Annotated in this window: 14 protein-coding genes; 8 read left to right on the forward strand and 6 right to left on the reverse strand. The window is 71.4% G+C overall.

What is annotated here, in order from left to right; translation table 11 throughout:
- Entirely contained in the window at positions 1-849 is an 849-nt protein-coding gene (gene fdhD, locus OG912_RS01760) for a formate dehydrogenase accessory sulfurtransferase FdhD (RefSeq protein ID WP_327707828.1), read from the forward strand.
- A 128-nt stretch (positions 850-977) separates the two neighbouring features.
- Here the strand turns inward: fdhD and OG912_RS01765 are convergent, their stop codons facing one another.
- A complete protein-coding gene (locus tag OG912_RS01765; protein WP_327707829.1) occupies positions 978-2,006 on the reverse strand; it encodes a bile acid:sodium symporter family protein in 1,029 nt (342 codons plus the stop codon).
- Positions 2,007-2,124: 118 nt separating this feature from the next.
- Here OG912_RS01765 and OG912_RS01770 point away from each other — a divergent pair, with 118 nt between their 5' ends.
- The 4 genes from OG912_RS01770 to OG912_RS01785 all read left to right on the forward strand — a co-directional run bounded on the left by OG912_RS01770 (position 2,125) and on the right by OG912_RS01785 (position 6,767).
- Complete coding sequence (locus OG912_RS01770; RefSeq protein WP_327707830.1) at positions 2,125-3,027, forward strand: LysR substrate-binding domain-containing protein; 903 nt, start codon at positions 2,125-2,127, stop codon at positions 3,025-3,027.
- A gap of 346 nt (positions 3,028-3,373) precedes the next feature.
- Positions 3,374-5,173, forward strand: a complete 1,800-nt coding sequence (locus OG912_RS01775; protein ID WP_327707831.1) for an AMP-dependent synthetase/ligase — start codon at positions 3,374-3,376, stop codon at positions 5,171-5,173.
- Positions 5,174-5,347: 174 nt separating this feature from the next.
- On the forward strand, positions 5,348-6,184 hold the full coding sequence (locus OG912_RS01780; RefSeq protein WP_326740065.1) for an aldo/keto reductase: 837 nt from the start codon (positions 5,348-5,350) through the stop codon (positions 6,182-6,184).
- A 106-nt stretch (positions 6,185-6,290) separates the two neighbouring features.
- Entirely contained in the window at positions 6,291-6,767 is a 477-nt protein-coding gene (locus OG912_RS01785; protein WP_327707832.1) for an RICIN domain-containing protein, read from the forward strand.
- Positions 6,768-6,779: 12 nt separating this feature from the next.
- Here the strand turns inward: OG912_RS01785 and OG912_RS01790 are convergent, their stop codons facing one another.
- The 3 genes from OG912_RS01790 to OG912_RS01800 all read right to left on the reverse strand — a co-directional run bounded on the left by OG912_RS01790 (position 6,780) and on the right by OG912_RS01800 (position 9,535).
- A complete protein-coding gene (locus tag OG912_RS01790; protein WP_327707833.1) occupies positions 6,780-7,673 on the reverse strand; it encodes a hypothetical protein in 894 nt (297 codons plus the stop codon).
- Positions 7,674-7,787: 114 nt separating this feature from the next.
- A complete protein-coding gene (locus OG912_RS01795; protein WP_327707834.1) occupies positions 7,788-8,723 on the reverse strand; it encodes a class I SAM-dependent methyltransferase in 936 nt (311 codons plus the stop codon).
- Between the two features lie 20 nt (positions 8,724-8,743).
- Positions 8,744-9,535, reverse strand: coding sequence for a class I SAM-dependent methyltransferase (locus tag OG912_RS01800; RefSeq protein WP_327707835.1), 792 nt, complete (start codon positions 9,533-9,535; stop codon positions 8,744-8,746).
- 248 nt (positions 9,536-9,783) lie between these two features.
- Here OG912_RS01800 and OG912_RS01805 point away from each other — a divergent pair, with 248 nt between their 5' ends.
- Positions 9,784-10,563 (forward strand): hypothetical protein, encoded by a 780-nt coding sequence (locus OG912_RS01805; RefSeq protein ID WP_327707836.1) that lies wholly within the window; start codon positions 9,784-9,786, stop codon positions 10,561-10,563.
- A gap of 64 nt (positions 10,564-10,627) precedes the next feature.
- Positions 10,628-11,590, forward strand: coding sequence for a LysR family transcriptional regulator (locus OG912_RS01810; protein ID WP_327707837.1), 963 nt, complete (start codon positions 10,628-10,630; stop codon positions 11,588-11,590).
- A gap of 47 nt (positions 11,591-11,637) precedes the next feature.
- Here the strand turns inward: OG912_RS01810 and OG912_RS01815 are convergent, their stop codons facing one another.
- Entirely contained in the window at positions 11,638-11,943 is a 306-nt protein-coding gene (locus OG912_RS01815; RefSeq protein WP_326740058.1) for a 4a-hydroxytetrahydrobiopterin dehydratase, read from the reverse strand.
- Positions 11,944-12,002: 59 nt separating this feature from the next.
- Here OG912_RS01815 and OG912_RS01820 point away from each other — a divergent pair, with 59 nt between their 5' ends.
- Entirely contained in the window at positions 12,003-12,827 is an 825-nt protein-coding gene (locus tag OG912_RS01820) for a helix-turn-helix domain-containing protein (RefSeq protein ID WP_327707838.1), read from the forward strand.
- Here OG912_RS01820 and OG912_RS01825 read toward each other — a convergent pair.
- Complete coding sequence (locus OG912_RS01825; RefSeq protein ID WP_327713315.1) at positions 12,817-13,560, reverse strand: YoaK family protein; 744 nt, start codon at positions 13,558-13,560, stop codon at positions 12,817-12,819. The two genes, OG912_RS01820 and OG912_RS01825, sit on opposite strands and share 11 nt — an antisense overlap.
- Between the last annotated feature and the right edge of the window lie 41 nt (positions 13,561-13,601).

The following is a 13,601-nucleotide window of genomic DNA, read 5'->3' on the forward strand; positions in this document are numbered from 1 at the left end:
ATGGGACGGGTCACCGAGCGCCGCCGCACCATCCGCATCCGGGACGGGGCCGTCTCCGCCCGCCCGGACACCCTCGTCGCCGAGGAGCCGCTGGAGATCCGGCTGAACGGCAAGGCACTCGCCATCACGATGCGCACCCCGGGCGACGACTTCGCGCTGGCCGCCGGCTTCCTGGTGAGCGAGGGCGTGATCGGCGAGGGCTCCGAGGTCCAGTCGATCGTGTACTGCGCCGGGGCGACGGCCGACGGGGTGAACACGTACAACGTGGTGGACGTGAAGCTCGCGCCCGGCGTCGTGGTCCCCGACATCACGCTGGAGCGCAACGTCTACACGACGTCCTCCTGCGGTCTGTGCGGCAAGGCCAGCCTGGACGCGGTACGCACCACGACCCGGCACCCGGTCGCCGACACTCCCCCGGTCCGGGTCGGCCCCGAGCTGCTGGCCGCGCTCCCCGACCGGCTGCGTGCCTCGCAGCGGGTGTTCGACCGGACCGGGGGTCTGCACGCGGCGGCACTGTTCTCCGAGACGGGCGAGCTGATCGACGTACGGGAGGACGTCGGCCGGCACAACGCGGTCGACAAGCTGGTCGGCCGGGCCCTGACCGACGGCCGGCTGCCGCTGTCCCGGTCGATCCTGCTGGTCTCGGGCCGGGCCTCGTTCGAACTGGCACAGAAGGCGGTGATGGCCGGCATCCCGATGCTGGCGGCCGTCTCGGCGCCCTCGTCCCTCGCGGTCGACCTGGCGGCCGAGACCGGTCTGACCCTGGTCGGCTTCCTGCGGGGGCCTTCCATGAACGTGTACGCGGGCGAGCACCGCATCGCCCTGGAGGCGACGGCCGTCCAGGGCTAGGGTCCTTCGTTCGGATCAGGCGGACCCCACGAGCCCGGCCTGATCCGGTCGAGAGGACCTGGAGGAGCCGCGCCCGCTGCACGGGTCGGGGTCCGGCCGGCGGGGAGCGCCCCCTGCGCCGGCCGGCCTCAGCCCACCGGCGCGGCCTCCCGTACGGCCCCGGCGCCGTCCGTGAGCGCTTCCTGCGGGTCGCGGGCCCGCCGCTTCGCGATCACCGCGCACACCATGAGCTGCATCTGGTGGAAGAGCATCAGCGGCAGCACGGCGAGGCTCGCCTGCGCGCCGAACAGGACGCTGGCCATCGGCAGTCCCGATGCGAGGCTCTTCTTGGAGCCGGCGAACTGGATGGCGATGCGGTCCTCGCGGCCGAAACCGAGCCGCTTCGCCCCGTACCAGCTCAGCGCGAGCATGAGGGCGAGCAGCACCGCCTCGGCGGCGAGCAGCGCCCCGAGCCGGGCCGGGGTGACCTGGTGCCAGATGCCCGCGACCATGCCCTCGCTGAACGCGGTGTAGACGACCAGCAGGATCGATCCCCGGTCCACATAGCCCAGGACCTTCTTGTGGCGGGCGATGAAGCCGCCGATCCAGCGGCGCAGCAGCTGTCCCGCGACGAACGGCAGCAGCAGCTGGACGCCGATCTTCAGCAGGGCGTCCGTGGAGAACCCGCCGCCGCTGTTGCCGAGCAGCGCCGCCGCGAGCAGCGGGGTGACGAAGATGCCCGCGATCGAGGAGAAGGAGCCCGCGCAGATCGCGGCGGGCACATTGCCGCGGGCGATCGAGGTGAAGGCGATCGACGACTGGATCGTCGAGGGGACGAGGCAGAGGAAGAGGAAGCCGCTCTGCAGCTGGGGCGTCAGTACGTACGGCACCAGGCCCTTGCTGGCCAGCCCCAGCAGCGGGAAGGCGACGAAGGTGCAGGCCAGGACGGTGAGGTGGAGCCGCCAGTGCTTGAGCCCGTCGAGGGCCTCCGCGGTGGAGAGCCGTGCGCCGTAGAGGAAGAACAGGAACGCGACCGCCCCGGTGGAGGCCCCGCCCGCCACATCGGCGGCGGTGCCGGAGGCCGGCAGCAGAGCCGCGAGTACGACGGTGCCGATCAACGCCAGGATGTACGGGTCGATCGGCAGCCAGGACGGCAACTGCGGGGTGCGGCGGCTCATGTGCTCCACGTGTTCTCTCGATCATGGTCGTGCCCTCCCCATCCTGCTCCTGATCACCGACATCGGGAATCCGGTATACCGCTCTGACTGTGATCACGGTTCGCGATAACCTCCTTCCATGTACGACCCCGCACAGCTGCGCACCTTCCTCGCCGTCGCCCAGACCCTCAGCTTCACCGCGGCCGCCCGCCGGCTCGGGGTGCGGCAGTCCACGGTGAGCCAGCACGTGCGGCGACTGGAGGACGCGACCGGGCGTCAGCTGTTCACCCGGGACACGCACCGGGTCGATCTCACGGTGGACGGCGAGGCGATGCTCGGCTTCGCCCGGACGATCCTGGAGGCCCATGAGCGGGCGTCGGCGTTCTTCACCGGGACCCGGCTGCGCGGGCGGCTGCGCTTCGGGGCGTCGGAGGACTTCGTGCTGACCCGGCTGCCGGAGATCCTCCAGTCCTTCCGCCGCGACCATCCGGAGGTCGAGCTGGAGCTGACCGTGGAACTGTCCGGGACACTGCACCGGCAGCTGGCGGCGGGCCGGCTCGATCTGGTGCTCGCCAAGCGACGGACCGGGGACACGCACGGGGAGCTGGTCTGGCAGGACGAGATGGTCTGGATCGGTGCGCCGCGGCTGCGGATCGACCCGGACCGCCCGGTGCCGCTGATCCTCTTCCCGCCGCCGGCCATCACCCGGGCCCGCGCGCTGGAGGTCCTGGAGGAGCAGGGCCGCTCGTGGCGGGTCGCGTGCACGAGCGGCAGCCTCAGCGGGCTGATCGCGGCCGCCCATGCGGGGCTCGGCGTGATGGCGCACAGTCGCGGCCTGGTCCCGCCCGGACTGGCCCCGGTGGCGGCCAGGGAGGGGCTGCCGGAGCTCGGCGACGTGGACTTCGTCCTGCTGCACGGCAGGCACCCGGGCGGCGTGCAGCAGGCGGCGGACGCGCTGTCGGCGGCGATCCTGGCGGGCGGTGACCGGCTGATCCGCCCGCGCGGCGGAATCGGTGCGATCAGTGCGCGGGACCGCGCATGAGGGAGTGCGGGACGGGGGAGAATGGGCGGTACGCGGCGGCCCCGGGCGGCCCGGCCCGGTCCCGGCAGGTCCTGACAGATGCGGACCGATCCCCCGTATCCGTACAGAACCCGGTGATCGCGGCGTACAGATTCGGTGGAGATTCCCGCGCGAGCCACTTACTCCTTGGTCAGAAGCGCGCCCGGGCCTTGCCCATCTGGCCGGATTTCATCACCGGACCAGTGCAGATGCCACCTGGTCCGGACCCCTCCGGGCCCTCCCGGAGCGGCGCCCGGTGGGGTAGCGTCACGGCGCTGTGCGGAGCGCCACAAGGAGCAGGTCATTGCGTGAGTTCACTGTCCCACCCATGGCGGCCGCGCCCCACGTAGGCGGGCTCGCGGATGTCGTGTTCGACTACGCCGAGGAGGATCCGCACCGGGTCGCTCTCGGCCGGAAAGACGCGGCCGGACGCTGGCGGGATGTCACATCGGCGACGTTCCGCGACGAGGTGCTGGCCCTGGCCAAGGGGCTGATCGCACACGGGGTGCGGTTCGGCGACCGGGTCGCCCTGATGTCGCGTACCCGTTACGAGTGGACCCTCTTCGACTTCGCCCTGTGGGCGGTCGGCGCGCAGTCCGTGCCGGTCTATCCGACGTCCTCGGCCGAGCAGGTCCTGTGGATGCTGCACGACGCCGAGGTCTCGGCGGTGATGGTCGAGCACGAGGACCACGCGATGACGATCGCGTCGGTGATCGACCGGCTGCCGCAGCTGGAGCGGCTGTGGCAGCTGGACGCCGACGCGGTGACCGAGCTGGTCGGGGCCGGCGCCCATATCGACGACGAGGTCGTGCACCGGCACCGGCGCGCGGTGACGCCCGAGTCGGTCGCGACCGTCATCTACACCTCGGGCACGACGGGGCGCCCGAAGGGCTGTGTGATCACGCACGCCAACTTCATGTTCGAGACGGAGACGATGGCCTCCCGCTGGGAGTCGGTCTTCCACTCCAAGCCGGGCGACGAGGCGGCGACGCTGCTCTTCCTGCCGCTGGCGCACGTCTTCGGGCGGATGGTGGAGGTCACGGCGATCCGCGGCCGGGTCAAGCTCGGCCATCAGCCGGAGCTGTCGGCGAAGGCGCTGATGCCGGACCTGGTGTCGTTCCGTCCCACGTTCATCCTGGCGGTGCCCTACATCTTCGAGAAGGTCTTCAACGGGGCCCGGCGCAAGGCCGAGGCGGAGGGCCGGGTCGGGCCGTTCGACAAGGCCGTCGACATCGCGGTGAAGTACGCGGAGGCGATGGAGGCGCGCGCGTTCGGCACCGGTCCGGGACCGTCCACCGGGCTGCGGATGCAGCACCAGTTCTTCGACAAGGTCGTGTACAAGAAGGTGCGCGAGGCGATGGGCGGCCGGATCCGGCACGCCATGTCGGGCGGCTCGGGGATGGAGCGGCAGCTCGGGCTGTTCTTCGCGGGCGCGGGCGTCACCGTGTACGAGGGGTACGGCCTGACCGAGACGACGGCCGCCGCCACCGCCAACCCCCCGGAGCGCACCCGGTACGGCACGGTGGGGCAGCCGATCCCCGGCACGTCCGTGCACATCGCCGACGACGGCGAGATATGGGTGTACGGCCCCAACGTCTTCGGCGGGTACCTGGGCGACCCGAAGTCGACCGACGCGGTACTCAACGACGGCTGGCTGTCCACCGGCGACCTGGGGGCGCTGGACGAGGACGGCTACCTGACGATCACCGGGCGCAAGAAGGAGATCCTGGTGACGTCCGGCGGAAAGAGCGTCTCGCCGGCCGGTCTGGAGGAGCGGGTGCGGGCACATCCGCTGGTGGCGCAGTGCATCGTGGTCGGCAACGACCGGCCGTACATCGCGGCGCTGGTCACCGTCGACCAGGAGTCCGTGGAGCACTGGCTCGCCATGCAGGGGCGGCAGGCGCTGACCCCGGGCGAACTGGTGCGGGACACGGATCTGGAGATGGAGGTCCGGCGCGCGGTGGTGGCCGCGAACACGGCGGTCTCCCAGGCCGAGTCGATCCGTACGTTCCGGATCCTGGCCCACCAGTTCACCGAGGAGCACGGTCTGCTGACGCCGTCGCTGAAGCTGAAGCGCAAGGCGATCGAGACGGCGTACGCGACCGAGGTGGACGCGCTCTACCGCTGACCGGCCCCGGTCCCTGCCCCGGTCACGGTCCCGTGCGCGGATCGGCGCACGTACCGCGCCGGGAGTACCGTTCCGGTGAAAACGGCGCGCGGACGGGAATGTGCGGGCCGTCTTGATCGTTCACCTGGGGAGTCCCACCGAGTCCCACCCCCACAACGTTAGGATCGACCGCTCGTGAGCCAGGTCCCCTCCCTCACTCTCAACAACGGCGTCGAGATGCCGCAGCTCGGTTTCGGAGTCTGGCAGGTGCCGGACGACGAGGCCGCGACAGCGGTCGCCACGGCCATCGAGTCCGGGTACCGCAGCATCGACACTGCCGCGATCTACCGGAACGAGGTGGGCACCGGAAAGGCGATCGCGGCCTCCGGTGTCGCCCGCGAAGAGCTCTTCGTGACCACGAAGCTGTGGAACACGGAGCAGGGTTACGATGCGACGCTGCGCGCCTTCGACGCCTCCCTCGACAAGCTGGGTCTCGACTACGTCGACCTGTACCTGATCCACTGGCCGGTGCCGGCCAAGGACGCGTACGTCGACACGTACCGGGCCTTCGAGAAGATCTACGCCGACGGCCGCGCGAAGGCCATCGGCGTCTCGAACTTCCTCCCCGAGCACCTGGAGCGCCTGCTGGGCGAGACCTCCGTGGTGCCGGCGCTCAACCAGATCGAGCTGCACCCGCAGCTCCAGCAGGCCGAGTCGCGCGCGCTGCACGCCAAGCACGGCATCGCCACCGAGGCCTGGTCCCCGCTCGGTTCGGGCAAGGGGCTCCTGGAGGTCCCGACGGTCGTCGCGGTCGCGCAGAAGCACGGCCGCACCCCCGCCCAGGCGGTGCTGCGCTGGCACCTCCAGACGGGCAACGTGGTGATCCCCAAGTCCGTGACGCCGTCGCGGATCGCGGAGAACATCGATGTGTTCGGCTTCGAGCTGGACGCCGACGACCTGGCCGCGTTCGCTGCGCTGGACGAGGGCAAGCGGCTCGGCCCGAACCCGGGCGAGTTCAACCTCGGCGCCTGAGGCCCGGCGTACCGCCGCTGCACCACCTGCGACACCGCCGCCCGGCCCGGAGCCGGGCGGCGGTGTCGCAGTACGAACCGTACGAGCCCCACGAAGGGACCGGGACATGACCGGGGACACCGCGCCCGCTGTCGGGGCGGGTCTTTACCGGCTGCGCAACGTGGGCAGCGGGCTGGTGCTGGAGGTGCGGGACGCCGCGAAGGGCGGCGGCGCACCGGTGCAGCAGAACGACGCCGACGGGTCGTCGGCCCAGCACTGGGAGTTCGCCCCCGTCCACGAGGGCGCGGCCCTGCACCATGTGGTCAACGCCCACAGCGGCAAGCGGCTGGACGTGCGCGGCGCCTCCACGGAGAACGGGGCCGTGATCCAGCAGTGGCGCGCGAACAACTTCGGTGCGCAGGAGTGGCTGGTCGAGCGGCATCTGGAGGCCCCGGGCACCGTGACGCTCGTCAGCTTCGTGAGCGGACTGGTCCTGGAGGTCGCCGACGGCAGCACGGCGAAGGGGGCGCCCGTCCAGCAGTGGGAGGACACCGACTCGCCCGGCCAGTGGTGGCGGCTGGAGCCGGTGTCCGGCACGTTGTAGGGCGGCTTCCGGTCAGGCGCGGCGTCGCAGGATGTACAGGTCCCACGAGTCGGGGTCGCCGACGTAGACGTAGAGCTTCGGATGTCCGGGGGTGCCGAGCACCTCCCACAGGTCCATGGGGCATGCGGGGATGGACACGACCACCGTCTGGGACCGCGGTCCGGCAACGCCCGGGACGTACTCCCAGCTCCCGATGCCGGTGCACCGGTGCACCACGGGTTCCAAGGAGTAGTCGTGCTCAAACGTCTCGACGCGGTCCGCCATGGCGCTGCCGTCCGCCGTGAGGGTGAGTGTGCCGTCCTTGTCGTCGGCCCACGTCCCGGCGACCCGTTCCATGCTCAGCTGCGGAGGCTCGTACCCGATCCCGGCGTACAGGCCGATCCCGGCAAGCAGGCCGGCGACGACGACAGCGAGCGTCCCGTACCAGGCCACCCTTGAGAACATCACGCCGCCGGACAGCCGCGGACGGTCCGGCAACAGCAGTCTGCGTGCGACCAGTGCCGCAGCGGCGAGCGCCACCGTCATCGCGAACCATCCGCCGAGGCCGGCCGGGAAGCCCATCTCCGTGAGCGCCACCGCGGCCAGGAACGGCAGCACGGTCGCGGCGGCCGCCGACGCCGGGACCCACCACCATGCCTCGCGTCCGGAGTACCTGCGGCCACACCATCCGGCCAGGACCAGGACCGGCATCACCACCGCGACGGACAGCAGGTAGCCGACGACTGCACCGGCCGCCGCCAGGAACGGCGCCAGCACGATCAGGAAGAAGATCCCCAAGGCGTTGTACGGGCTGCTCGGGCTCTCCGCGGCCACATCCCACACGAACAGCGCGATCGCCCCGATCACTGCCTCGACGAACAGCACCGACGTCGACGTCATCAGCACCGCGCCGAACCTGTCCCTCACACGCGACTGCCCCGGCCCCTGATTCCACGTTTCTGAACGCATTCAAATCCCCTCCGCCCCGCATCCTCCTCCATCGGGCCGGATCCGGACACCCCTGCGGACGGGCTTCCCCGCTCAGGCGCGGCGGCCCAGGTGGACCGTACGGGCCATGAGGAGGTAGGTGTCGCGGCGGCGGTGCAGTCCGGCCGGGTCCTCGGGGTCGAGCAGCCGGTCCAGCACCGCGATGTCGTCGGCGTCGAGCCAGTCGCGCAGCCCGTCGCGGCGGCGGGCGAACTCGGCGATGACGTGCTCACGCGCCACCTCGCCGAGCGGTGCGGGCAGGTCGAGCAGGAAGCTGCGGGTGCCCTGCGGGGCCAGGCCCACCGCGGTGAACAGTGCGGCCCAGTCCTCGTTCTCCCGCCGGGCGTCGGGCAGGACCGCACGCATCTCCTCGAAGGCCTCGGCCTGCACCGCCTCCATCCGGGCCTCCAGCCCCGGCCGGCCGAAGCCGAGGTCGCGCGGGAGCTGGCGCGGCTGCAGCCCGCCCTCGACGAGCGCGACGGTGCCGCCGGGGTTCAGCAGCCCGGCGAAGCCGGCCAGCACGGCGCGCTGGTCCCCCATGTGATGCAGCGCGTTGCCGGCCCACACCAGGTCCGCCTGCCCCAGCTCCGCCAGACCGTCCGGGATGTCGGCGTGCAGGGTGGTGACCCGGTCTCCGAGCCCGAGTCGCTGCGCGCGCTCGCGAGTGCGCTCCAGCAGGGCCGGGGTGCCGTCGACTGCGACTACCTCCGACCCCGGGAACGCCTCGGCCAGCAGGCAGGAGATCACGCCCGGCCCGCTGCCGATGTCCAGGACCCGGCGCACCTTCGGGGCGTCGGGCAGCCCGGCGATCCAACGGGCCGCCTCCGTGTACTGCTCGCTGCTGAGTTCGGCGTTCTGCTCCAGCAGCGGACCCATGACGTCCCAGTCGAAGTCGGCCGGGTCCTGGTGGTGCCCGTGCGCACCACCGTGCCCGTGATCGTGCCCGTGGCTGCTGTCGTGGTGGTGCCCGTGTCCGGTGTGGTTGCTCATGGCATCAGACTCACCACACCTCAGCCATGGGGCAAACTTTGTTGCCGTTCCGGCAAGCCGCGCCCCGGGACCTGTCGGCGGCGAAATGCCAGCAGCCGGTACTCCGGATCCGCGCGCCGATGCTCGGGCCCGGGCAGCGCGGTCAGGACCTGGGCGAGTTGTTCGGCATCCGTCCCGGACAGGGCCAGGCGCGAGACGAAGTAACCGCGCCGCACACCCCGGGCGGCGTTCAACGGCGTCCGCCCCTGTCCATGGCCGCGGAAGACGGCACTGCCCGCCACATCGAGGCCGTGTGCGGCGCCGTACTCGATGATCCGCTCCGTCGCATCGGACGGGCTCGGCGCCAGGTACGGGGCGAACGCCCCGTCGATGTCGCTGCCGACATCGTGCGCCGCGTCCTTGTCGACGGTGGTGACGAACACACCGCCGGGCCTCAGCACGCGTGCCGCCTGGGCCACCACCGCTCGCGCGGCCCCTTCCTCGCGCAGCAGGTGCAGCAGCCAGACCGCCGTCACCGCGTCGACCGCCGCATCGGGCAGGGGCAGCCGGCGAGCGTCGGCGAGCACCACGCCACCGACGCGCTGCCCTGCGACGCGGGCCATGCCGTGGGCGGCGTCGGAGCCGAACACCCGCAGCCGGGGCCGGCCGGCCGCGATCCGCTCGGTGACCAGTCCCGTACCGCAGCCGATGTCCAGCAGCGTGCGGGCGGCGGGCGGGACGAGGCCGAGCACCGCACCGGCGGCCGCCTCCGCCCGGGGCACTCCGCCGCGGGTGGCGTCGTAGGTCGCCGCCTCGTTGTCGTAGTCCAGCATTCGAACGACTCTAGACCCCGATCCGCAGCTCGCAGGCCCGCCCGAAAGCCGGTCGTCACCGAACTGCTGAACCGGAACCGGAACCCTAACCGGACCAGGACGATGCCGTGTTGATCAAATCGTTGCCGCACCCCGTACAACCACGTACAGCCCTCTCCTGTCCCATCAGTCAGTCGCGAGGACGAACCTCCGACCGATTGCGTCCTACGCGTTCGGTCCAGGCTGCAGGGGAAAGGGCGAGCTCGAACATGGGGAAGACGATGCGGAATGCGATGGTGGCCGGTGGAGCGGCCATCGTGTTCACAGGGATGGCTGCGGTGCCCGCCGGGGCGGCGGAGGGCGGGGTCGCCTTCGGCCGGGTCTCGGTGAACGGTGGGAAACCGATCGTGATCGGGGTCAAGGAGGAGGTCGTGGTGCCCGCGACCTTCCGGATGACGACGAAACTGAGATACGACTTCGGGCCGACGGTGTACCCCTACCGGGGGAAGCCCGACACCGGCGACACGCTGCACAGCTCCGTCGTCACCAGCGACTGCAAGGTCGTGGACAAGGCGCAAGGAGTCTGCGGCTTCAAGGAATGGCTGTACATCGACCCGCGGAACCACGACTTCGGCAACGAGGATGCCGGCACCTGGCGAACCGCCGCTCAGGTCTTTCTCGCCGGCGACGCCCACGACACGGATGACAAAGCCCTCCCGTTGCAGGTCAAGCGGGCCACGCGCGTCACCGTCAACGCCTCGCCGGAGCCGGTCGCGAGAGGGAAGACGATCACCGTGACCGGGCTGGTCACACGGGCGAACTGGGACACCCACACCTACCAGGGGTACGGAGGCCGCACGGTCAGCCTCCAGTTCAAGGCGGCGGGCGCCTCCTCGTACACGACGGTCAAGAAGGCGATGTCGAACAGGACAGGGACACTGAGGACCACGGTGAAGGCCACCGGTTCGGGGACCTGGCGGTGGACGTACTACGGAAACCCCACCTCCGGGGCGAAGTCGTCGACCGGGGATCAGGTCACCGTGCGTTAGGCGACGTACACGGAAGGACCGGGGAGCAATTGCCAGCGGGCCCCCGGGGCCATAACTTGCCCGTATGGAGCTGGAGTTGCGCCATCTGCGAACCGTACGGGCCATCGCCGACACCGGAAGCCTCACCAAGGCCGCCGCCTCTCTCGGACTTGCTCAGCCGGCCCTGAGCGCGCAACTGCGCCGCATCGAGAAGGCGCTCGGCGGTCCGCTGTTCGACCGGGACCACACGGGTGCGCGGCCGACGCTCCTGGGCGAACTGGTGCTGGAGCGGGCGCGGGTGGTGCTGCCCGCCGTGAGCGAGCTCCAGGAGGAGGCGGTGCGGTTCGCCAACGCCTGGGGGGCCATGGAGCGGTTCCGGCTCGGCGGCACGCACGGACCACTGCTCGGCGGGCTCGTCGACCGGCTGGCGACAGCGCACCCGGCGGCGCCGGTGACCACGTACACCTCATGGTCGGTGGCGGAGCTGGCTTCCCAGCTGGTGGACGGAAGACTGGATTTCGTCCTCATCGGGGCCTGCGGTGAGAGCCCGCCGCCGGTGGCCGACCGACTGGAATGGCAGGTCATCGGTATCGATCCGGTCTTCGTGATGCTGCCCGAGACCCACCCACTGGCCGGGGAGGCGGAGCTGGAACTCTCCGCGCTGGCCGACGAGTGCTGGGCGGATGTGCCGGGCGACGGCTGTTTCGCGGACTGCTTCGTGGCCGCCTGTGCGCGGGCCGGCTTCAGCCCGGTGTCGGTGTACGAGACGGACACCGCGTCGGTCGTCCATCTGGTGCAGGTGGGGCGCGCGCTCGGGCTGTGCCGGGCGACGTTCCCGCCGACGCCCGGCGTGGTGACCCGTCCGGTGGCCGGCTCACCGCTCAGCTGGCGCCACCTGCTGGGCTGGCACCCCCGCTCGGCGGCCGCGTCGGCGGCGGCCGGAGCGGTGAGCGGGCACACCCGAGCGGCTTACGCCCAGGCGGTGGAGCGCAGCGACAGCTACACACGCTGGCTCGCCGCGCATCCGCGCTTCGGCGCCGCTTCCTGACGGGCCCTGAGCAGGGCTTTGCGCCGTCTCCAGGCAGGCGGCCCCGGCTACTCCGCCCCGTGTCCCGGGGCGACGGCCTCGACCCTGGCGGCCAGGGTCAGGTCCTTCTCGGTGACCTTTCCGCCCGCGTCGTGGGAGTTCACGGACAGGGCCACGGTGTTGTAGCCGAGCGTCAGATCGGAGTGATGGTTCAGCTCGTCCTGGATCCGGGCGACGTGCACGGTGAGGCCGGCGGCGGCGAAGTGCGACGGGAGACGGTAGGTGCGGGTGATCCGGTCCCCTTCCAGCGTCCAGCCGGGCAGTTCGCGCAGCCGGTTCTCGATCTCGTCCTGGGGCAGCGGTGCGGCGGGCATGCGGTGGACCCTCCTGAGGTCTTGCCGGTCGATGATGCCGGTGACGTTACGGTCTCCGTATGACAACTGTCGCGCCTGACACGGGGGTAGGGCCGCTGCTGCGCAGCTGGCGGGAGCGTCGCCGGATCAGCCAGCTGGAGCTGGCACTGCGGGCGGACTCCTCGGCCCGGCACATCTCCTTCATCGAGACCGGCCGTTCCCGCCCCAGCGAGGAGATGGTCCTGCGGCTGGCCGGCCATCTGGACGTGCCCGTACGGGAACGCAACGCCCTGCTGGTGGTCGCCGGTTACGCCCCGCGCTATACGGAGACCGCCCTCGACGACCCCGCGATGGGCGCGCTGCGCGAGGGCATGGACCGGCTGCTCCGGGGGTACGACCCGTATCCGGCGTTCGTCGTTGACGGCCTGTACACCGTGGTGGCTGCCAATCAGGGGATGACCCGGATGCTGGACGGGGTGGCGGAACATCTGCTTACCCCGCCGCTGAACGCGATGCGGCTGACCCTGCACCCGGACGGGCTGGCCCCTCGGATCCGTAATCTGCGGGAGTGGCGGGCCGATCTGCTGGCCCAGATGGAGCGTCAGATCGCCCTGGTCCGTTCGGCGGAGCTGCGTGCGCTGTACGAGGAGGTGGCGGGCTACCCCGTGTCGGCGGAGGCGGCGGAAGTGGAGGCGGAAGGCGATGCGGACCGGGCCGCGCCCTCGTCCTCGGTTCCCTTCGCGCTGCCCCTGATGATCGAGCACGGCGGCCGGCTGCTCTCCTTCGTCGCGTCCATCGCGACGTTCAACACCCCGATGGACGTGACGGTCGCGGAGCTGGCCATCGAGACGCTGCTGCCGGCCGACGCGGCCACCGCCACGTATCTGCGGTCGCTCATCTGTTGACGACGGGCAGGGCCCACGGGGCGTCGGCCCGGGCCAGGACCTGCGCGGCCAGGCACACCAGGGCGAGGATCACCACGGCCAGCAGGAGCGGCAGGATCGGATGGCCGTGCAGGACGGCCACGGCCCCGACGAGGGCACCGGCCAGCATCGCCGCGGCCGAGAGGACCCGGCGGCCGGCCTTGCTGCCGGGTCCCCCGGCCAGTCGGCCGTCGGAGGCGATGCCGGTGATGGTCAGGGTCAGCACGGTCGTCTTGAGATCGGGAACGGCGAGCGCCCGCGCGACGGCGTTCTGCAGGCCGAGGCCGAGGGCGAGCAGCGCGATGAGGGTGAAGCGCACGCCGCCGGCGTACGGGCTGCCCGAGAAGAGCGTGACGACCAGTGCGGCCAGGACACTCAACGTCTCCGCGCACAGGGCGTGCAGCAGCATGCGGCCGCGGTGGGCGTGGGAGCGGTGGACGATCCGTCCTCCGGTCACCGCCCCGGCGACGAACCCGCCGAGGGCGACGAACGAGGCGGCCAGGGAGAACCCCGGGGCTCCGGCGAACGCGAATCCGGCGAAGACCACGTTGCCGGTCATGTTCGCGACGAAGACGTGGCCCAGTTCCAGATAGCTGACGGCGTCGACCAGTCCGGTGACGACGGTCAGGGCGAGCATGAGCGGCGGCAGCGGGCCGTGCCGGTCGTTCATGTCCGGTACGAGGGTGGTCCATGCCTCACGCAGCACCACGGGCAGGGGCACGGGCACGCTCCGCATCACGACGGGGGTGGGGATCA

Origin of the sequence: Streptomyces sp. NBC_00464, assembly GCF_036013915.1 — a bacterium.
Lineage (GTDB): Bacteria > Actinomycetota > Actinomycetes > Streptomycetales > Streptomycetaceae > Streptomyces.